Raw genomic sequence first — 18,772 nt, forward strand, 5'->3', positions numbered from 1 at the left:
CCCGCGGAGCGGGTTCCCTCCGGGCTACGCCCGGAGTAAGCGAACCCCCGCGCTGCGCGCGGGGATTGTGCTCCGCTGCGCAGAGCACTCATCGAAGGCTGCCCCCAGCACAACCTGACTGCTGCGCAGTCAGGTTGACGATCCGTCCGCTGCGCTCCCGGAACAGCGGGACGCAGTCCCGCTACCAGGCTTCCGCTCTGCTCCAGCCTGGCGGGCGCGTCCGCTGCGCTCCCCGCGCCAAGCGGCCCTTCCGGCTTCGTCTTCAGGCCTGTTAGGCCCGCTGACGCGGGCCAGGCTGGCTGCGAGGGAAGGGGGGCTCGATCGTGTTAGCGAATGCATCCGCTCTGATGTGCATGTGCCATTGGCGGAAACACAGGATACCCTGAGCCGCCCGGCCCCCGAGAGAAACGACCACAGATGACTGTTCATCATGAACCTACCGGAACCACCCCCGTATTGAGCAGCGATTCATGTGAAGGCTGATTAGGTATCAGGCTACACAGTGTCAACGCCCGGTTGAGACTATTCGCGCTCCTGAAGCCGCAGGGCAGTGGGTACCGACGGGACGAACAGCTTGGTGGCAGCAGTGGAGGCCAAAGCGGTCCCTGAGACATAGTCCGAGATGGTGGAGCTGGACGGCATGACGCCGGCCTCCCAGGGCAAGGTGCCCAAAGACAGCCGGGACCGGGGAGTGACAACCGTGAACGAGACCCCGGCACACATCACAGACCAGGAACGACCACAGCACAGCAGCACCGTTGACGGAGCCGCTGAACTCGCCGTACATCACGGACCCGAGACAGCATGAGCACGCCGGGCTGCGACACCCGGAAACGTTCCCACGGAAAACCGCACCGCCGCACACCCACCCCAACACCAAGAAACAACCACGCATCCCGAAAGCACCGAGTGAGACTGGCAGCGCAGCTACGCCGGAGTGGCACCGCTGGTGGCACTCGGCGCCGAGCTGGCCGACATCGTGGCGGGCGTGACCTCGCACGGGACAGACATAGGGCGGTGGCTTCAGCGGCAGCGTCGGCACGTGGTCTGGGAAGGGCTCGCACCGGGGCAGCGCGAGCGCCAGACCGCCCTTGGGCCCCGCCTCTGCCCCTGGAGCAGAAGACGCCTGCGAAGCCGTCCGGGGCGGCCTGGCGGCGTTCGAGCGGGGGGTGTGCAGCCCTGGCACAGTACCGGGAACGCACCGCACCGTACGGCCCGTCAGCCGCTCCCACATCGAGACACTGCCAGACGGGACCAAGGTCAAACTGGCAGTGTTCCTGTCGAACACCAAGACCAGGCGGGCCAAGCCGGAGCGGCTGGCTGACCTCGGACTGCAATGGGCGACGCGGACAGTGACCACGGCGTAGAACACGGCCCGGATCCAGTGGCGGGCGCTCGAGGGATCATCCCCGGGCGCCCGCCACTTCGTGTCGGCGGCGTCGTGTGCACCCCCGGGCAGACAGAAACCCGGACGCCGATCACTACGTCATCCGAGATGATCACTGAACTCGCACCTTCAGGACCGCTGCAACTCCCGCGGCTTCACGAAAACCCCAGCTCGGAACTGCACCGCATCCGATCACTGGATCCCCAGTTCAGCGCCTCGCTCATCCAGTGATCACCGATGGATTTGTGGCCGCCACCGGCAGCTCAACGCAGCGTGGCAAAGGTGAGTTACGCAGACGTCGAGCGTCGGCGAATGAGAGACACGGTGCCTCCGGCCGCGAGAACGGCAGCCGCGGCGCCCGCGCCGACAACGGGGTCGACCAGCGGAATGTCCCCGACGGGTACGGATGTTGCTCGGTTGTTTCCGGGGTTGCTGTCGGGCTCGTTCCCCGTGACGGCGGCCGCATTGCGCTTCCCGTCTGCGGCAGTGACCTCGATGACGGTGCTGGCGCCGACGGCCAGCGGGCCGCCCTTACATTCCAGGGCCTTCTGAGCGACGCCCCCGTGATAGCCGGTCGCGATGATTGCGCAGCGCGGGTCGGAGGACCTGATGTCGCCCGGGGCGTCAATCTGGGCAACACCATTCATGACATCGAGGACAGTCCACCCGGAGGACGCGTCAGGCCCGTTGTTCGTGACGGTGATCTGGTAAGCGAACCTCCCGTCCGGAGTCTGAGTCGGGCCGACCTTGGTGATGGACAGGTCAGCACTTGCTTCTGCCGCAACGGCGTGCGGAGCTCCCAGCAACCCGAGCACACCTCCGGCAGCACCTGCCGTCAACGCGAAGGCCAGCAGCCGACCCGAACGGATTTTCATCATGTCCCGCATCTCTTTCCCACTCTCGGAAGCCTCTCCACCTGCGTAAAGAGGCATCCCTTCCAAGACCCCTCATCCCTCGCTTCCATGACGATCAGGTTCGGCCAAACGGGTGAAGCCCGGCGGAGGTCTTGCCGGTGCGCAGGGCCCGGGATCCGGTCGATGGCCCGCCCAGCGGCTTCGATGCCGGTCAACAGTGCCAGTCCGCTGCGGCGGACCGGGACTCTGCGGCGGTTCGCCCTCAGATGTGGCGGCCGAAGAGTACTTTGAGGAGCCCTGGGGACTACTGGGCAAGGCCCGCCCGGCGAGTACGGTGCCGGCGCCGCAGAGTCGGCCGACTGCGCCGCGCCCGGGTGCTGGTCCCCGGTACGGGCCGGGGCTGGTGCCTGCCGGCCCCAAGCAGTTGCCAGACGCGCCCCTTCCCCGCGCTCCTGGTGAAGCCGTTCTTCGCGGGCGAGGCGGCGTTCTTCGTCGCGTGCGTGCCAGGCGTCGGCGTCGTTGGGGTTGGTCGGCGCGGCGGGGAGGTCTTCCCACCGGCCGCGCCCGCACCGCCACCACACCGCAGCGTGCGGGCCTCGGGTCTGGAGGCGTTCCAGGGTGGTGAACAGGACCGGGATCGCGTCGGCGTAGTCGTAGTAGCCGTCCCCGCTGCCCCCTCCGTACGGGCCCATGCTCTCGTAGCTACCGGACCAGATGACGCGCGTGAGTTCCATGACCTGGCTCATGCGGTTCTTCAGCCCGGCCGCCCCGAGCCGGGTGCCGGGGTTGAATACCACGGCGAACGGGCGGGTAGCCCTCGCGGCCGGTGGCCGGGTAGAGGGTGCGCCACACCGGGACGTTATGGCCCTGGTGGTCCCGGGTCTTCAAGCGGAAGAAGCGGCGGTACCTGTCGAACGGCCCCGGGCGCCCCGGTGGCCAGGCCGGTCATGCCAGCGGTCCGGCGGGGAACCGGACGCGTGGGAGGGCGGGGTGCGGGGGAAAGCGATGGCCGTCTCATTGACCGCCAGCGCATGCGGGGCACCGGAAGCCGATTTGACCAAACCGGCTGAGCTTCCATGGAGGACGCCCCGCGTTGCGAGCGTCTCGGGCGCGGGTTTCGCACGTAGCGGTGGAGTATCGCGGAGTTGGCCCCTATTGGTCCAGACCATCAAGCGGGGCATCAGAGATCAGTAGGTGAGTACGAACCGAATCGGGCTCTTCCGGGGCCTTGTTCGATGAAGCTTCGCATCCCGGTCTCGCGGTCCTCGGTGGCGAACAGCCCGGCGAACAAGCCGCGTTCGATTGCCAGACCGGCCTCAAGGCTGGTTTTCAGCCCAGCGTCAATGGCTTCCTTCGCGGCGCGAAGCGCGAGCTGTGGCCCACGCGCCATCTGCGCAGCCCAGGCGTGGGCTTCTGCGTAGACGCGGTCGGCTGGCACCACATGGTCTATCAGCCCGAAGGCATGTGCTTCAGGAGCCTGCACGGTACGACCGGTAAAGATCAGCTCCTTTGCTCTGGAGGGTCCGATCAATCGGGCGAGCCGCTGGGTACCGCCTCCGCCCGGCATCAGTCCCAGAAGGATTTCTGGGAGGCCGAACCGTGCGTCTTCTGCCGCGATTCTGATGTCGGCGCACAGCGCCAGCTCACATCCTCCGCCCAGTGCGTAACCGGCCACACCTGCCACCACAGGCTTGGGAATGCGGGTGACGCTGGTGAAGGCGTCCTGGAAGGCACGAACGCGCACCGCCATGTCCTCGTACCCCATGGCCTGCATCTCTGCGATGTCCGCTCCGATCCCGAACGTCTGGCCGCCCCACAGGACGACGGCACGCACATCGCTCCGGCACGCCGCCTCCTCAGCGGCCGTACGCAATGCGTCCAGGGTGGCCGTATCGAGAGCGTTCATCGGGGGGCGGGCCACACGGATGACACCGACACTGTCAGAGACTTCAAGGTGAACGGTCAACAGACGCCTCCTGGGAAACGCTCGCTATGAGAGGACCGCCCCGCGGAGCGGCGGGCCGCCGCTTGGTGCCGAGCCGGATGGCGGCGCCCCGGCCGCTCGTGCCCAGGGCCTTACTCGCAACTCGTACTTCACTGCGCGCAGACTCGGCGTGGTGGCTGCCTCGGCTGTGGCGTAGGCACGGCTCTCTGCCGGCTGCGCCGGTGGGTCCACAGGTCAGCTCGCCTACGTGGTGTCAGGCCGAGGGGCGGAGCGTCGGTAGGTGCGCATGGGGTAGAGCTCCACTTCGCCGCCGGGCATCTGGATGGGATCACCGACACGAGCGAATCCGGCGTTGCTCCAGCGCTCCATCGCGCCGAGCGAGGACGCTTCAAGGTAATGCTCGAGTCCCAGGGCGTCCGCGTATCCCTTGTGCCAGTTGATGATGTCGGCGATGGCCCCTCGCTCGTACCTGTCAGGCAGGACACCGCCGAGGCACCAGTGGATGTGGGGCGGGAGACCTTGCGGCTTCTTGTCTTCCAGAAGCTCCACGAAGGTGATGAACCGTTCTGCCGCGGGGCCGGTGGCTTGTGTGATCTCGTCGTGGAACCGCTTGATGTCGGCGTCGCTGAGGGGAGGGTCGTGGTAGGGCTCGGTGATGATCGCGCTAGCCCGGCTTGAATCCATGACGGCGAATCCTCCGTGGCGGCGGATGAACATGTGCCAGGTGTGGAGGAAGCCAAGAAGCCAGCGCTCACGCTCCGGCATGTCGAAGGGCGTGGTCCAGGCGAACGACGGGTCGGCGGCGAAGGCACTGACCATGATGTGATCGACGTGCTCGATGTCGTCACACAGGAAGACATCCCGTTGGCGTTCAGCCATGGTTCTGGTTCCCTTCTTTCGCTTCGCGGAAGATCCGGACGAATCCCTCGGCGACCTGTTCTGCGGTATGCACAGTGGTCTGCCAGCTGCTCACGGACACCCTCAGCGCGGGCTGCCCCTTCCAGGTGGTCGTGGTGAACCACCCCACCCGCTCGGCGGCGAGGCGCTCGGCGACGTGCTGGGTCAGCGTGTGGCTGCCCACGTGGATGAGTACCTGGTTGAGGCGTACTGGAGCAAGGATGCGGATGCCTGGCTCGGCTTCCAGGCGCTGGGCGATGCATTGTGCCGCGGCACATCCCTGCTGGATGAGCTGGGCAACGCCTGTCTTGCCGAGATGGTGGAGGGTGGCCCACAGCGGCAGGGCGCGGGCGCGCTGGGAAACTTCCATCCGGTAATTCATGGGATGCCGCACGTTCGATGTGGTGTTGTCGAGATAGCTGGCGCCGATGGCCATGGCGTGAGCCAGGACTTCCGGGTGGGCGCAGAAGACCATGCCGCAGTCGTACGGGCAGTTGAGCCATTTGTGGCCGTCCGTCGACCACGAGTCAGCCTTTTCCATACCGGTCACCAGGGGGCGGAGCTCGGGGGAGGCCGCGGCCCACATGCCGAACGCGGCATCCAGATGCAGCCAGCCCTCGTATTCGTCCCTGATCTCGCTCAGCTGGGTGATCGGGTCGATGGAACCACCATCGGTGGCCCCGACCTGCCCGATGATGATCAGCCCTTTGCCGTGCTGGCGGCGAGCGATCTGCCGTGCGTGAGTGGCGTCGATGCGGCCCTCTTCGTCGGTACGGGCATAGTGCATCTGTCCGCTCAGTCCCAGCAGATGCAGGCAGCGCGGCACACTGGCGTGTGTCTGCTCGCTGAGGATGACGGCCACACCCGGGGCATCCTGCATGCCGTCGCGATTTACGTCCCAGCCAAAACGACGCAGCTGGGCTTCGCGTCCTGCGGCGAGACCGACGAGATTTGCCGACGTACATCCGGAGGTCAGGCCCATCACGGTGTTGGCCGGCAGACCCAGCAGGTCCACGAGCCAGCGTTCACAGACCATTTCGGCCTGGGCGGTGACGGGGCTGGCGTTGTGGGTGATGGCCACCTGGTCCCACACCGTGGTCAGCCAGTCGGCCGCGATACCGACAGGCAGAGTTCCGCCGAAGACGTAACCGAAGGCGGTCGGATCGGTCGTGGGCTGAATGCCTGCCGTGCCGGCCTCCACGAGCCGGGCGATCGTCACGGCAGCTGGAGTACCCGCAACCGGCATCGCTGTGTCAAGCAGGTCGCGTGAGCGCTTGGGGTCACGCGGTCGGGCGCCTCGCTGGGAGCCGAGGTGTGCGATCGCCTGCTCATAAGCGGTCTGCAACAGGCCGCTGGTGTCCGTCTGTTCCGGAAACATGCGCATCTCCCGTGTGCGTGGGCGAGGTGTCTCAGTGCCCTTGCTTGGGCAGATGGGCCGCTTCCTGCCGACGTAGATACCCCTCGATCTCACCGAGTGTGTTACGCGAGACGAAGTGGCTGTCGTCCACCGGAAAGCCAAGACGCCGCTCCAATGCCTGAGCGATCTCCACTTCGGCCAGGGAGTCAACTCCGAGCGCACCGAGTGTGGCCTCGCGCGTGATCTTCTGCGAGTCCACTTTCGGGGCCTTTTCGACGATTGTTTCGGCGAGCTGGGCGAAGACGTCCATGAGGAACCTCCTGTTGAGTGTCGGTGCTGATCACAGATCAGTTGAAAGGCGAGACCGATGTGGGTTGATGTGCGCCGTACCGCTGAGCGGGGAGTGCGACAAGCCCAGTTGTGCGGTGAATGATGGCGCGGTTGCTCAGCTGGGGCCGGCGGTGATCAGGGAGTCAGGTGCACTTGAGGCCAATGCAGGGCCGCGGCGCCCCAGGTCAGCCCTCCGCCGAAGGCCGTCAGCAGGACCCGCTGGTCGGCTCTCAGCTGGCCGCGGGCGACTGCGTCGGCCAGGGCAAGAGGGATGGACGCGGCCGAGGTGTTGCCTACGCGGTCCAGATTGACCACGGCCCGTGCGGCCGGAATCCCCATCTGGGCACATACGGCGTGCACAATTCGCACGTTGGCCTGGTGAGCGACCAGCCAGTCGACATCTTCCGGCTGCCACCCCACCTTCTTCAGCACCCGGCATGAAGTGTCCGCCATGTGGAACACCGCCTGCTGGAACACTTCCCGGCCACGCATCCGGAAGTAGTGGTCACCCGGTCCAGGCGGGCGTCCGGTTCCACGTTGTCGAGACCCGCCGGCCATGACCTGGATCAGGTCGGCGCCGCTCCCGTCGCTGCCCAAGTCCATGCCCAGGAGCGCACCAGGCTCTGATCGGTGTCCTGCTCGCAACACCACCGCTCCGGCTCCGTCACCAAAGATGGGGCGCGTGGTGCGGTCCTGCGGGTCAAGGATGGTGCTGTAGGCCTCCGCACCTATCACCAGGACGGTCGTGGCCTGCTCGGTGGCGATCAAGCCCGCCCCCACAGCCAGCGCATAGATGAACCCCGAGCACACCGCGGCCACATCCATCGCAGGAATCCCGTCAAGGCCCAGGCGGGTGGCTACCGCAGGCGCCGTAGCCGGGCAAGGGTGATCCGGTGTCACAGTCGCCAGCACGAGTGCATCCGGTCTGAGCGGACAAGCCGAGGCGATGGCCCGCTTGCCTGCTTCAACCGCCAGGTCGGAGGTGGCCATGCCGGCTTCGATCACGTGACGGGTCACAATGCCCGTACGGGAGCGGATCCATTCATCCGACGTATCCAGCTCCTCAGCCAGCATGTCGTTGGTCACCACCCGCCTCGGGACCCACGCTCCAAGCCCAGCGATCACAGCAGCCGGCGTCACCCCCTTGTCCTCCCGTAGCGACCTCGCACGCTGCACCTCAATTACCCGATCACGGACCGGCATCGAACCACCCACTGCTCCTGCCATGCCTCGGCTGCCTGCCTAGAACCACGTGCACTAGAGGAAAGCCGATACAACTAGGCGGTAGTAGAACTAAGTGTCGGTCAGAACGTGAAAGCGTTGAAAAACATATAAATGAGCGAAAATAGAGCAAGTGTTCACAAGAGCTGGGCGAAGTCCCCGATGGCGACGTCCAGTTGGGTCATCGTCGGGGCAGGCGGCAGAAACTCTGGGAGGAGATCCTCCTGCCCCGAACTGGAAGCCCTCGCCGGCATCGACTGTGACCGCAACGCCGTCATCGCCGGCTTCCGCCGAGCCGGTGGGCGACGCGCTGTAAACGGTGCCGAGCAGGAACGTGCACCGTCGCGTGTCTTCCGCGGCCCAGTCGACGCCGAGCGCGGCAATCCCCGAGAGGCCGTACGGGCAAGGGAACGTTCGGGGGCATTGGGTGAACGGGCAACGAAGATCCGTCACTTAGGGTTACGATGTGTGATGGGGGCGGCCTAGCCTCCCGGCATGTCTGATGTTTCCCGCCGTAAGGTTCTCGGTGCGCTCGCCGGTGGAACCGCGCTCTCTTTTCTGCCTCCTTCGCTGCACCAGGCGATGGCCGCGCCCATGCCGCGCGGCGGCATGCGTGCGATCGAGCATGTGATCGTCCTGATGCAGGAGAACCGTTCCTTCGACAACTACTTCGGGACCCTCAAGGGTGTGCGCGGCTTCGGCGACCGTACTCCGCTGCGGCTGCCCACCGGAGGAAGTGTCTTCGAGCAGCCGCGGGCAGGTGGTGGTGAGGTTCTGCCGTTCTCGGCCCGGCAGGCGGCGGTCGACGCGGGGCGCCCCGAGAGCGACATCCAGTACCTGGGTTCGCTCGCGCACGGGTTCTCCGACGGCACCCAGGCGTGGGGGAACGGCTGGTGGGACGACTGGATCGCCGCCAAGAGCCAGAGCACGATGGCCTTCTACGACCGGCGCGACATTCCGCTGCAGTACGAACTGGCTGACCGCTTCACCATCTGTGACTCGTACTTCTGCTCCGTCTACGGCTCGACCAACCCCAACCGCAACTATCTGTGGACCGGCACGACCGGGTACGAGCCGGGCGGTGTCAACCGGGCCGTCACCAACGCCGCGTACTCCTACACGCATCAGGGGTACGACTGGACGACGTACCCGGAGCGTCTGGAGGCCGCCGGTGTCTCCTGGCAGATCTATCAGGAATGGGACAACTTCACCGACAACGCGGTGGAGTACTTCCGGCCCTGGAAGGAGATCGGCCGGAAGATCCTGGCCAAGGTCAGCGGCCAGTACTCCACCACCGAGCAGTTCTACGACAGCCTGTGGAACAAGACCGCGGATCAGCGCAAGGCCGCGCTGGCCGAGTTCCAGCGGGGTGTCGATGCGCTGACCGAGGCCGAGAGGCAGCTGTTCATGCGGGGCGCCTACCGCTCCGAGCCGGACACCCTCGTCCAGCGGCTCACCTCGGACATCAAGAAGGGCACGCTGCCTCAGGTCAGCTGGATCGTTCCGACGGCGGCGCTGTCCGAGCATCCCAGCAGTTCCACCCCCGTCGGCAGCGCCAACCTCGTCTACGACCTCCTCGATGCCATCGCCAGCGACCCGAAGACCTGGTCGAAGACGGCGCTGTTCATCAACTTCGACGAGAACGACGGCTACTTCGACCACGTGCCCGCCCCGGTCGCGCCGAAGCCGGCCGACGGCAATGGCGACGACTGGTTCAACGGCAGCCCGGTCGGTCCCGGCCCGCGCGTACCGATGACGGTCGTGTCGCCCTGGACGGTGGGCGGTTTCGTCAGCTCTGAGGCGTTCGACCACACCTCGGTCATCCGGTTCCTGGAGAAGTGGACCGGCGTCCGTGAGCCCAACATCAGCGCCTGGCGCCGCAGTGTCTTCGGCGACCTGACCTCCGCCTTCGACTTCGACCGCGCCCACCGGCAGCCCGAGGTGGAGCAGCCCGGCCAGGTGCCGGCGCCCGTCGGGCGGTGGAACCCCGTACCGCCCAAGGACCAGGCGCTCCCGGAGCAGGAGGCCGGCACCCGCCGGACGCGCCGCTCCCCGTACCGGCTGTCCCTGCGCGCGGACATCACCCGCTCCGCCGTACGCCTCCGGCTCGGCAACGAGGGCGGCACCGGCGCCACGTTCACCGCCTACCCCGGCGACGGCACCGCTCCGCGCACCTGGACCGTCCCCGCCGGCAAGAGCGCCACCGAAACGGTGGAGTACGGCGCCGACGGCTACGACCTGCAGGTCCACGGCCCCGGATGGTCGGTGTGGGAGCTGCGCGGAACCGGTGCGGGCGCCGAGGCGCGCCTCGTCGAGCACACCGCCCCCGGCCGGGTGAAAGTGGTGTGCTCCAACCCCTCCCCCACCACCCGTACGCTCCTCGTCGGTGAGTCGGTCTACTCCCGCAGGCACGGTGACCGCGTGCAGACCGTCACCCTCAGGCCCGGCCAGTCCCGCACGGTGCAGCTCCAGGTCCCGGACCACGGCTGGTACGACGTGGTGGTCGTCGACCGCGATGACCCGTCCTTCCTGCGGCGTGCGACCGGTCACCTGGCCGACGGCAAGCCCGGCGTCACCGACCCGGCGACCGGCACGGCCCCGGCGCTGGCCGCGACGATCGGCCTGCCGGCGGCGCTGCCGTCCCTGGGCACGCCTTTCGCGCAGGGCAACCCGACCGATGTCACGGTCACCGTGCAGAACCAGGGCGCCCACCGGCTCGACGCTCTCTCCGTCGCCCTGCTCGCCCCGTCCGGCTGGACGGTCCGGCGGACCGGTAGGACGCCGGCCGTGCTCCGGGCCGGTGACTCGGCCGAGGTGCGCTTCGCGGTCACGCCCGCCCCCGACGCCACCGCCGGGCACCTGGTCGTCGCCGCGCACGCCGACGGCGACGGCCTGCTCAGGCTCGCCGACGCGCGCGTGCAGACCAAGGTCGCCCCGGCCATGAGCGTCGCGCTGACCGGTCCGGCCAGTTCCCCCGGGACCGACGGCACCGTGCTGTCACCGGGCAAGCCGGTCACCGTGACGGCCACTGTCACCAATGCCGCCGGCACATCGCTCACCGGCCTGACCGCCACGCTGTCCCTCCCGGAGGGCTGGACCGCCACCGCCAAGGGCAGCGCGCCGACGTCGGTTCCGGCCCGCTCCTCCGCGTCCGTGGCCTGGGACGTCGTCGCGCCCGCCGCCGCGGCACGTGTCTCCGGCAGCCTCAAGGCGACCGTCACGGCGAAGCTGAGCGGCGGCGACGCGGAGGCGTCCGCGTCGCTGTCCGCCAAGACCGGGCCCGTCATGACCGGTTACCTCCTCGCGGAGGACTTCGAGTCCGTCGCCCCCGCGCTCGCTGCAGCGGCCGACCTCAGCCGGCCCGGTCTGCTCGGCTGGACCCGGACCACCCCCGAGGGCTGGACGATCACCGATGCTCCGGGCATGCCGCAGGGTACGCGGGAGCTGCAGGGCTGGACGTTCCTGTCCAAGCAGTTCTGGTTCCCCGGCGGGCAGGACCGCCCCAGCTTCAGCCGGGCTCTCGGCGTGGTGGCCGTGGCCGACCCCGACGACTGGGACGACACCGGCAGCCCGTCCGGCCGGGGCCGGTTCGACTCGACCCTGACCACCCCGGCGGTGGCCGTCCCCTCGGGCACGTCCACGCTCCACCTGGGCTTCGACTCCCACTACCGGCAGGAGAGCCCGCAGGAGGCCGAGGTCACCGTCGTGTTCGACACCGGCGAACCGGTGCGGCTGCTCCACTACAGCAGTGCGACGTCCGGGAACACCAACCTGGGCCAGGACCAGCAGAACCGGCTCGTCCGGCTCTCCTGCCCCGTCCCCGCCGGGGCGACGTCGGCGAAAGCCAGCTTCCGGATCTTCAACGCGGGCAACAACTGGTTCTGGGCGATCGACAACGTCCGTCTGGGCACCAGCCCGATCGCCGACGCCTGACCGGCCGTAGGCGGACCAGTTCCGGTGGGGCGGCAGGCCAGTGGCCCGCCGCCCCACCGTTGCGTCCCGGCCGTGGCCCTCCGCGGCTCTTCCGGTCAGGAAGCGGGACGGGTGAGGGTGCGGTACAGGGTCAGGTGACGGTGGGCCGTGTCGGTCCAGGTGTGGTGGGCCGCGAGGTCCTGGCCGGCGGTGCGGCGGGCCGGGTCGTGGTCCGTGAGCGCGGCCGCCAGTTCGCGGGCCAGGTCCTCAGGGGTTGTGGCGAAGCGGGCGGCAGGGCCGAACACCTCGCGCAGTACCGGCAGTTCGCGTACGACCAGGGGTACGCCCGCGGCCAGTGCCTCCATGGCGGCCAGTCCGAAGCCCTCCTTGACGGAGGGGAAGGCGAAGGCGTCGGCGGCGGCCACCAGGGACGGCAGCTCGTCGTCGGGCACCGGTCCCTGTACGACCGGTGCCAGGCCGAGTTCGGCTGCCCGCCGCTCCCAGCGGGCCCGGTAGTCGCGGTAGTCGAAGAGGGTCTCGCCGCCCGCGACGACCAGCCGTACGTCGGGGTGTTCGGCGCGCAGCAGGGCGTACGCCTCCAGCAGGTCCAGGGAGCCCTTGCGGGGTTCGATGCCGCCGACGGTGAGGATGTAGCGGCCCAGGCGGGAGCGCCAACTCGCCCTCGCCGCCCGGTCGGTGGCGGCGAACCGGTCGTAGGCCACCCCGTTGGGGATGACGGTGGCCTCGATGCCCCAGCCGTCCGCGAGTTCGGTGGCCACGGCCGCCGACACGCACACGTGTGCGTACGGTTCGACGATGGCCCGTTCGTGGCAGGCGGCCAGTTCGGGGGTGGTGAAGTGGTCGATGTGGTGGACGGTGCGCACGCAGCGGCCCACGGCGTTGGCGCTGATGCAGTCCTGGGCGTGCACGATGTCGTAGGGCGCGGGGTCGAAGGCGGCGCGGAGGGCGGCGATGGAGCGCAGGACGCGTGCGCCGACCGTCTCGCCGGCGGGTCCGTCGGGGAAGGGGACGATCCGCAGCCGTACCGCCGGGTCGACGGGGCGGAAGAAACCCGCGTCGCCGCCCCGGCCCAGGGTCCACACGGTGACGTCCTCGCCCAAGGCCGCGAGGGCCTCGGCGAGGGCGAGGGTGTGGACGACGCCGCCGCGCGGCTTGGTGGAGTAGCTGAGCAGGGCGATCTTCACGAGGGGTGCTCCCGGTAGGCGGCGGGGCGCCGTTCGTCGAGATGGCGCAGGACGCGGCGGGCGCGGTCGGTCTCCGCGGCGACGTCGAGTTCGGCGACGGCGAGGCCGGCCTTGGACCAGGTCCGGGCGAGGATGTCGCCGCCGGGGCCGACGACCTTGGCCTGGCCGAGGAAACGCATGCCGCCCATGGCGCCGGTCTGGTTGGAGGAGGCGAGGACGACCTGGTTCTCGGCGGCGCGGGCCTGGTCGTACAGGTCGAAGAGCTTGGCCTGGCGGTCCTGGGCCAGGCGCGGGGCGCGGTTGGTGATGCTGGTGGGCCAGGCGGACAGGCAGGCGAGGATCTCGGCGCCGTCCAGGGCCAGGGAGCGGGCCGACTCGGGGAACGTCTTGTCGTAGTCGATGAGCATGCCGAGGCGGCCGACGGGGGTGTCGAAGGCGGCGAAGCGGTCGCCGGCGGTGTAGGCGGCGACCTCGCCGGCCGGCAGGTGGACCTTGCGGTGGCGGCCGAGGATCCCGTCGCCGCTGACGCACACGGCGGCGTTGTAGCGTTCGCTGCCGCCGTCCTCGCAGTAGCCGACGCACACCAGCATCTCGGCGGCCAGCCGGGCGACGTGGAGGATCAGCGGGTCGTCCGGTTTGAGGGCCGGGGGCAGGGCCTCGGGGTCGGGGTGGCGCAGGTCGGCGAGGTAGCCGCCGAGGGCGGCGTCGGGCAGCACGAGCAGTCCGGTGCCCAGGGCGCGCGCGTCGTCGATCAGTTTGGCGATGCGGGCCAGGTCGAAGTCCAGGTCGCGGCCGAAGTGGGCGGCCGCGGCCGCGATCCGGATCGTGCTCATGCGGTGACCGCTCCTGCGTACGTATAGGTGTCGGGCCGCCGGTCGCGCAGGTGTCCCATGGCGCGGCGGGCGGTCTCCAGGGCCTGTACGACGTCGAGTTCGGCGACGGCGAGGCCGGCTCCCACTCCGGTGTCGGCGAGGATGTCGCCGCCCGGGTCGACGACCTTGGCGCTGCCGACGAAGCGCAGCGAGCCGAAGGTGCCCGCCTGGTTGGCCGACAGCCACACGATCTGGTTCTCCAGGGCACGGGCCCGGTCGAACAGGTCGAAGCGGCGCTTCCAGCGGTCCTGGGCGAGGTCGGCGGCGGGGCTGGTGCGTGCGCCCGGCCAGGCGGAGACGCACACCCCGATCTCGGCGCCGTCCAGGGCGAGCGCCCGTGCCGACTCCGGGAACGCCTTGTCGTAGCAGATCATCATGCCGATCCGGCCGACCGGGGTGTCGAAGGCGTGGAAGCGGTCGCCGGAGGCGTACGACGCGTCCTCGTTGAGCGGTTGGTGGACCTTGCGGTGGTTGCCGAGGACGCCGTCGCCGCTGACGCAGACGACGCTGTTGTAGCGGGTGTCGCCTGCACTCTCGCAGTAGCCGGCGACGACCGTCATCTCCCCGGCCAGGGAGGCGAGTCGGCGGATCTCGGGGCCGTCGAGGGCGAGCGCGGGCGGGCCCGTGTCGAGGGCGGTGTCGTCGTCGAGGCTCAGCAGGTATCCGCCGAGGCATGCCTCCGGCAGGGCGAGCAGCCGTACGCCCTGGTTCCGGGCGTCCTTGATGAGGTGTTCGACGGTCGCGAAGTCTTCTTCGAGGTCGCGGCCGAACTCGGCGGCCGCGGCCGCCATGCGCAGGGTGGTCATGCGGCTCCCATCCCGGTCACTGTCGAGGCGACCGCTTCGGTGATCTCGCCGTCGGGCCAGCGCAGCCCGACGCCTTCCCCGGTGGTCAGTTCGCCGCACTCGGCGCCCGTCGCGGGGCCCGCGGGCAGCGGTGCGGTCCCGGGCCGGTCGGCGGTGAGCATGGCGAAGCCCGGGAAGCAGGTCAGCCAGTCGCCCATGTCGGCGGTCCGCGGGCGGGGCACGGCGGCCATGTCGAGGACCGCGCGGCAGCCGCTCGCCTCGGCGAGCATGCCGAGGGTCCCGGCGATCCCGGCCATGGAGACGTCCTTGGCGGCCGCCGGGCGGGCTGCCTGCACCGCGCCGGTCATGGCGCGCAGTTCGTCGGTGCGGCGGTGGCTGGTGGTGTCCCACTGGCGGCCCGGGTATCCGGGTCGCCAGCCGCCGCCGAGGTCGGCGGTGAGCCGGACGGCGTGCCCCGGCCGTCCTCCGCCGCCGGGTACCGGATGCGGGGTGCGGCCCAGCGCGGTGACGGACAGGGCGGCGGGGACGCCGAGTTGGGTGTGCCCGCCGAGCACGGGGACGCCGTAGGCCCGTGCGGCCCGGCCCAGCCCGGCGAGTACGCGGGCCGCGTGTGCGGCGTCCCGTGCGCCGAGGGCGTCGAGCAGGCCGAGGGGTGAAGCACCCATCGCGGCGAGGTCGTTGACGTTGACGAGGACGGAGCACCAGCCTGCCCAGTCGGGGTCGCGTTCGACCATGGCCGGGACGATCGCGTCGCATGCGGCGATCATGTCGGTGCCGGGCAGGGGTGCGCCGTCGTCGCCGATGAATCCGGCGCCGCCGAGGACGGCCCGCGATGCTCTGTCCGGGGCCCCGCCGACCGGGTCCCGGGCGGCGCCGCGGGCCGCCGGTTCGAGGAGCCCGCCGAGCAGCGGGCCGAGGGCGGACTTGGTCGCGGCGGCCTGCGCCGCGATCCGCCGGATGGGCCAGCGCATCAGGACGTGCGGCGTGTTCGCGACCGTGGCCGGACGCACGGACCGCCAGCCGAGCCGCCGGAACAGGGGCTCGTTGCGCCCCTGCACGGTCGCGTCGAAGCGCAGCACGCCCTCGGTCTCCGCCCGTGCGCAGGCCGCGCGTACCAGGGCGGCGCCGATGCCGCTGAGGCCGCGGGCGCGCCGTGCGACGACGAGCCGGCCGCCCGTCCACCATCCGAGGTCCGGTCCTTCGGTGGCCGGCCCGAGCCGTACCCCGCCGACGACCGTGCCCGTGGCGTCCTTGGCGACGAGGACCAGGGTGCGCGGGTCGGCGTCCCGGTCGTCCAGGTCCTGGCCGCGGAAGAGTCCCTGCTCGTACACGAACACCTCCCGGCGCAGCCGCCGGTACGCGGCCAGTTCGCCGTGCCCGCAGGCCTCTTCGACGTGGAACGAGGGTTCGCGTGCGAGGGTGCTCCGGTCGCCCAGCAGGGCCAGGATGTCGTAGGGCCCTTCCGTCGCCGCCGGTGCCGGGGATCCGTCGAGCAGCATGCCGCTCACCCGCCCGCTGCCGGCAGGACGCTGCACGCTCCGCAGGCGGCGCAGCCAGCCTGCTGGTCGGCGCCGCGCATCCCGGCCGCGCGCAGCTTGGCGGCGACCGCCTCGGTGACGTACCGCAGCAGTTCCGCGTCCGGCGCCGGGACGCCGTCGCGGGCGGCGAGTGTGCCGCGCATGGGCCGGAAGGGGACGACGAACGGATACACCCCGCGGCCGATCAACTCGCCCGCTCCTGCGATGAGTTCGTCGGGGTCCTCGCCGAGGCCGACGAGCAGGTACGTGGAGACGCGGTTCGCTCCGAAGACGCGCACGGCCTCGTCCCAGGCCGCCCGGTACTCGGCCAGCGGGACCGTCGACTTGCCGGGCATCCAGCGGCGGCGCACCTCCTCGTCGAGGGACTCGGCGTGGATGCCGATCGCCGTGGCTCCGGCGTCGTGCAGGGCGCGGATCCAGGCGAGGTCGCGGGGTGGTTCGCACTGCACCTGGATCGGCAGGTCCGGTACGGCCCGCAGCACCGCGCGCACCGAGCGGACGAGGTTGCGGGCGCCCCGGTCCGCGCCGGTGGTCGTGCCGGTGGTCATGACCATCTGCTTGATGCCGTCGAGCCGCACCGCCGCCTCGGCGACCTCGGCGAGCTGGGCCGGTGTCTTGGCGGCGACCGTGGCACCGGAGCGCAGGGACTCCTCGATGGTGCAGAAGCGGCAGCGGTCGGACTCGGCGTAGCGGATGCAGGTCTGGACGACGGTGGTGGCCAGCACGTCCGCGCCGTGCAGCCGGGCGATGTGCTCGTAGGGGATGCCGTCGGCCGTGGTGAGGTCGTAGAACCGCGGGCGGTGTACGGCGGTGAGGGTGAGGCCGGTGTCCTCCTCGCCGAGCCATACCCGGCCGTCGCGCACCCGGTAGGTGCTCGCGGGGTTGGTGGGCAGGGCGGCGTTGGCACCGTCGACGAGGACATGGCCGTCGTCGCTCGGGCCCGCTCCGTCCGGCCGGCGCACGGGTGCGTCCGACGCCACGCCGTGCAGGGCGAGTTCGGCACGCGTCATGATCCGCACATCCACCGCCGTACTGGTCGTACCGGTGCCAACGCTCACGGCTGCCCCCTTACAGCTGGTAGGTGGAGTTGATGACGGCGCCCTTGCGCGCGTAGTGGATCAGCGCGTCCTGGACGTCGAGGGGGTGGGTGGGGATGACGCCCTCGATGAGGTCCTCCTCGCGTGCGCCGTGCAGGGAGAGGCCGAACCGGCAGCAGTAGACCTTGCCGCCCTCGGCGATGAACGTCTTGAGCTGGTTGTTGATGTTGTGCTCGCCGGGGAAGGCGGAGTTGCCGGTGGTCGGGAAGCCCCGGGTGGCCAGGCAGTTGAGGGAGCCGGGGCCGTAGAAGTAGATGGCGGTCTCGAAGCCCTTGCGCAGCGCGCGGGTGGCCTGCAGGACGGCGACGAAGGACACCGAGGACTCGTGGGCGATGCCGTGGACGAGGGTGAAGTAGCTCTCGCCGTTCTCGGCCTGGTAGTCGGGGAAGACCTTGGTGGAGCCGTAGATGCTGGAGCCCTCGGGCAGGGAGGGGTGCGGAATCTCGTTGAGGGACTTCTGCTCGACGTCGCTGAGCTGAGCGGTTCCGGACATGGGGTGTCTCCTTGCGCGAGGGGGTGGTTGGGGGGCGGTCAGTCGTAGAGGGCGGCGAAGGTGTCGCGGAAGACGAGGCCGGCCAGGTCGCCGCCGCCGGTTGCGGCGGTCATCCGGGCCAGCTCGCCGGCGAAGTCGCCCCACGGCTGGTCACTGGCGAAGAGCACGCGGTCGTGGCCGATGCCGCGGTGCTCGATCTCCTGGGCCAGCCAGTACGGCAGGAAGCCGATGGCCCAGGAGAGGTCGGTGTAGACGTGTTTGCCGGCGGTGATCCAGTCGAAGAACCGGGCGCCGGCGAGCTTGATGTGGCCGCTCATCCCGCCGCCGAAGTGCACGAGGTGGACGCGGACCTGGTCGGCGTACCAGTCGACGAGGTGGCCGACCTCGTCGATGTCGGAGGCGGCGCCGGGCGAGGTGTGGATGTGCACTACCAGCCGGTGCCGGGCCGCGGTGGCGAAGATCTCGTCGAGGAGCGGGCGGCAGGCCGGGTCCGTGGGCCGTCCGCCGAGCAGGAAGCTCAACTTCAGTGCTCTGACGCCCCCTTCGCCGGCCAGGGACAGGGCGCGGGCGGTGCGTTCCTTGTCCTCGGGGCGCGCGGACACCCACAGTCCGGCACGGATCCGGTCGTCCGTCTGTGCCGCCTCGATCACCAGCTCGTTGAAGCCGAAGGCGATGTCCGGGTCCGGTACGCCGTAGTTGGGGATGACCAGGGCGCGTTCGGTGCCCTCCGCGTCCAGGTCGGCGACCAGTTGCCTGATGGTGGCGCGCGCGGTGGTGTCGGGGTGGACCGGCGGGCCGCCGTAGAACGGGTGGGCGGGCAGGACACCCAGGTGGCGGTGTGCGTCGAAGACCATGTTC

General features: G+C 69.8%; 14 protein-coding genes. 1 reads left to right on the top strand and 13 read right to left on the bottom strand.

The window, feature by feature from the left end:
• Positions 1–1,674 precede the first annotated feature (1,674 nt).
• From CTZ28_RS39330 to CTZ28_RS39355, 6 genes are all read right to left on the bottom strand, one after another.
• Positions 1,675–2,274, bottom strand: coding sequence for a DUF11 domain-containing protein (locus CTZ28_RS39330; RefSeq protein ID WP_121894567.1), 600 nt, complete (start codon positions 2,272–2,274; stop codon positions 1,675–1,677).
• 1,147 nt (positions 2,275–3,421) lie between these two features.
• Positions 3,422–4,207: an enoyl-CoA hydratase/isomerase family protein gene (locus CTZ28_RS39335; protein WP_121894568.1), complete on the bottom strand. Its 786-nt coding sequence runs from the start codon at positions 4,205–4,207 to the stop codon at positions 3,422–3,424.
• Between the two features lie 222 nt (positions 4,208–4,429).
• Positions 4,430–5,065 (bottom strand): hypothetical protein, encoded by a 636-nt coding sequence (locus CTZ28_RS39340; RefSeq protein WP_121894569.1) that lies wholly within the window; start codon positions 5,063–5,065, stop codon positions 4,430–4,432.
• Entirely contained in the window at positions 5,058–6,461 is a 1,404-nt protein-coding gene (locus tag CTZ28_RS39345; RefSeq protein ID WP_183154813.1) for a pyridoxal phosphate-dependent decarboxylase family protein, read from the bottom strand. Before CTZ28_RS39345 ends, CTZ28_RS39340 begins: the two co-directional genes overlap by 8 nt.
• A 31-nt stretch (positions 6,462–6,492) precedes the next feature.
• Entirely contained in the window at positions 6,493–6,750 is a 258-nt protein-coding gene (locus tag CTZ28_RS39350) for an acyl carrier protein (protein ID WP_121894571.1), read from the bottom strand.
• 155 nt (positions 6,751–6,905) lie between these two features.
• Entirely contained in the window at positions 6,906–7,910 is a 1,005-nt protein-coding gene (locus CTZ28_RS39355; RefSeq protein WP_121894633.1) for a beta-ketoacyl-ACP synthase III, read from the bottom strand.
• Positions 7,911–8,486: 576 nt separating this feature from the next.
• Between CTZ28_RS39355 and CTZ28_RS49400 the strand changes: the two genes are divergently transcribed.
• On the top strand, positions 8,487–11,924 hold the full coding sequence (locus CTZ28_RS49400; protein WP_121894572.1) for a phosphocholine-specific phospholipase C: 3,438 nt from the start codon (positions 8,487–8,489) through the stop codon (positions 11,922–11,924).
• 95 nt (positions 11,925–12,019) lie between these two features.
• Here the strand turns inward: CTZ28_RS49400 and CTZ28_RS39365 are convergent, their stop codons facing one another.
• The 7 genes from CTZ28_RS39365 to CTZ28_RS39395 are packed head-to-tail and all read right to left on the bottom strand — an operon-like array spanning position 12,020 to position 18,768.
• Positions 12,020–13,108, bottom strand: coding sequence for an MSMEG_0565 family glycosyltransferase (locus tag CTZ28_RS39365; protein WP_121894573.1), 1,089 nt, complete (start codon positions 13,106–13,108; stop codon positions 12,020–12,022).
• On the bottom strand, positions 13,105–13,941 hold the full coding sequence (locus CTZ28_RS39370; protein WP_121894574.1) for a carbon-nitrogen hydrolase family protein: 837 nt from the start codon (positions 13,939–13,941) through the stop codon (positions 13,105–13,107). The genes CTZ28_RS39365 and CTZ28_RS39370 overlap by 4 nt, the downstream gene beginning before the upstream one ends.
• Positions 13,938–14,786: a carbon-nitrogen hydrolase family protein gene (locus CTZ28_RS39375; RefSeq protein ID WP_121894575.1), complete on the bottom strand. Its 849-nt coding sequence runs from the start codon at positions 14,784–14,786 to the stop codon at positions 13,938–13,940. The genes CTZ28_RS39370 and CTZ28_RS39375 overlap by 4 nt, the downstream gene beginning before the upstream one ends.
• Positions 14,783–16,321, bottom strand: coding sequence for an MSMEG_0567/sll0787 family protein (locus CTZ28_RS39380; protein ID WP_259472016.1), 1,539 nt, complete (start codon positions 16,319–16,321; stop codon positions 14,783–14,785). The genes CTZ28_RS39375 and CTZ28_RS39380 overlap by 4 nt, the downstream gene beginning before the upstream one ends.
• A complete protein-coding gene (locus tag CTZ28_RS39385) occupies positions 16,291–17,382 on the bottom strand; it encodes an MSMEG_0568 family radical SAM protein (RefSeq protein WP_259472017.1) in 1,092 nt (363 codons plus the stop codon). Before CTZ28_RS39385 ends, CTZ28_RS39380 begins: the two co-directional genes overlap by 31 nt.
• 10 nt (positions 17,383–17,392) lie before the next feature.
• Entirely contained in the window at positions 17,393–17,914 is a 522-nt protein-coding gene (locus CTZ28_RS39390) for an MSMEG_0572/Sll0783 family nitrogen starvation response protein (protein WP_121894577.1), read from the bottom strand.
• Between the two features lie 38 nt (positions 17,915–17,952).
• Complete coding sequence (locus CTZ28_RS39395; protein WP_121894578.1) at positions 17,953–18,768, bottom strand: amidohydrolase family protein; 816 nt, start codon at positions 18,766–18,768, stop codon at positions 17,953–17,955.
• Positions 18,769–18,772 lie beyond the last annotated feature (4 nt).

It is taken from the genome of Streptomyces shenzhenensis, from assembly GCF_003688995.1.
Lineage (GTDB): Bacteria > Actinomycetota > Actinomycetes > Streptomycetales > Streptomycetaceae > Streptomyces > Streptomyces shenzhenensis_A.

Coding starts and splice junctions, on each gene's coding strand:
- CTZ28_RS39340 (WP_121894569.1), bottom strand. CDS start 5,065: ATGGCTGAACGCCAACGGGATGTCTTCCTGTGTGACGACATCGAGCAC.
- CTZ28_RS39395 (WP_121894578.1), bottom strand. CDS start 18,768: ATGGTCTTCGACGCACACCGCCACCTGGGTGTCCTGCCCGCCCACCCG.
- CTZ28_RS39350 (WP_121894571.1), bottom strand. CDS start 6,750: ATGGACGTCTTCGCCCAGCTCGCCGAAACAATCGTCGAAAAGGCCCCG.
- CTZ28_RS39330 (WP_121894567.1), bottom strand. CDS start 2,274: ATGCGGGACATGATGAAAATCCGTTCGGGTCGGCTGCTGGCCTTCGCG.
- CTZ28_RS39390 (WP_121894577.1), bottom strand. CDS start 17,914: ATGTCCGGAACCGCTCAGCTCAGCGACGTCGAGCAGAAGTCCCTCAAC.
- CTZ28_RS49400 (WP_121894572.1), top strand. CDS start 8,487: ATGTCTGATGTTTCCCGCCGTAAGGTTCTCGGTGCGCTCGCCGGTGGA.
- CTZ28_RS39375 (WP_121894575.1), bottom strand. CDS start 14,786: ATGACCACCCTGCGCATGGCGGCCGCGGCCGCCGAGTTCGGCCGCGAC.
- CTZ28_RS39370 (WP_121894574.1), bottom strand. CDS start 13,941: ATGAGCACGATCCGGATCGCGGCCGCGGCCGCCCACTTCGGCCGCGAC.
- CTZ28_RS39345 (WP_183154813.1), bottom strand. CDS start 6,461: ATGTTTCCGGAACAGACGGACACCAGCGGCCTGTTGCAGACCGCTTAT.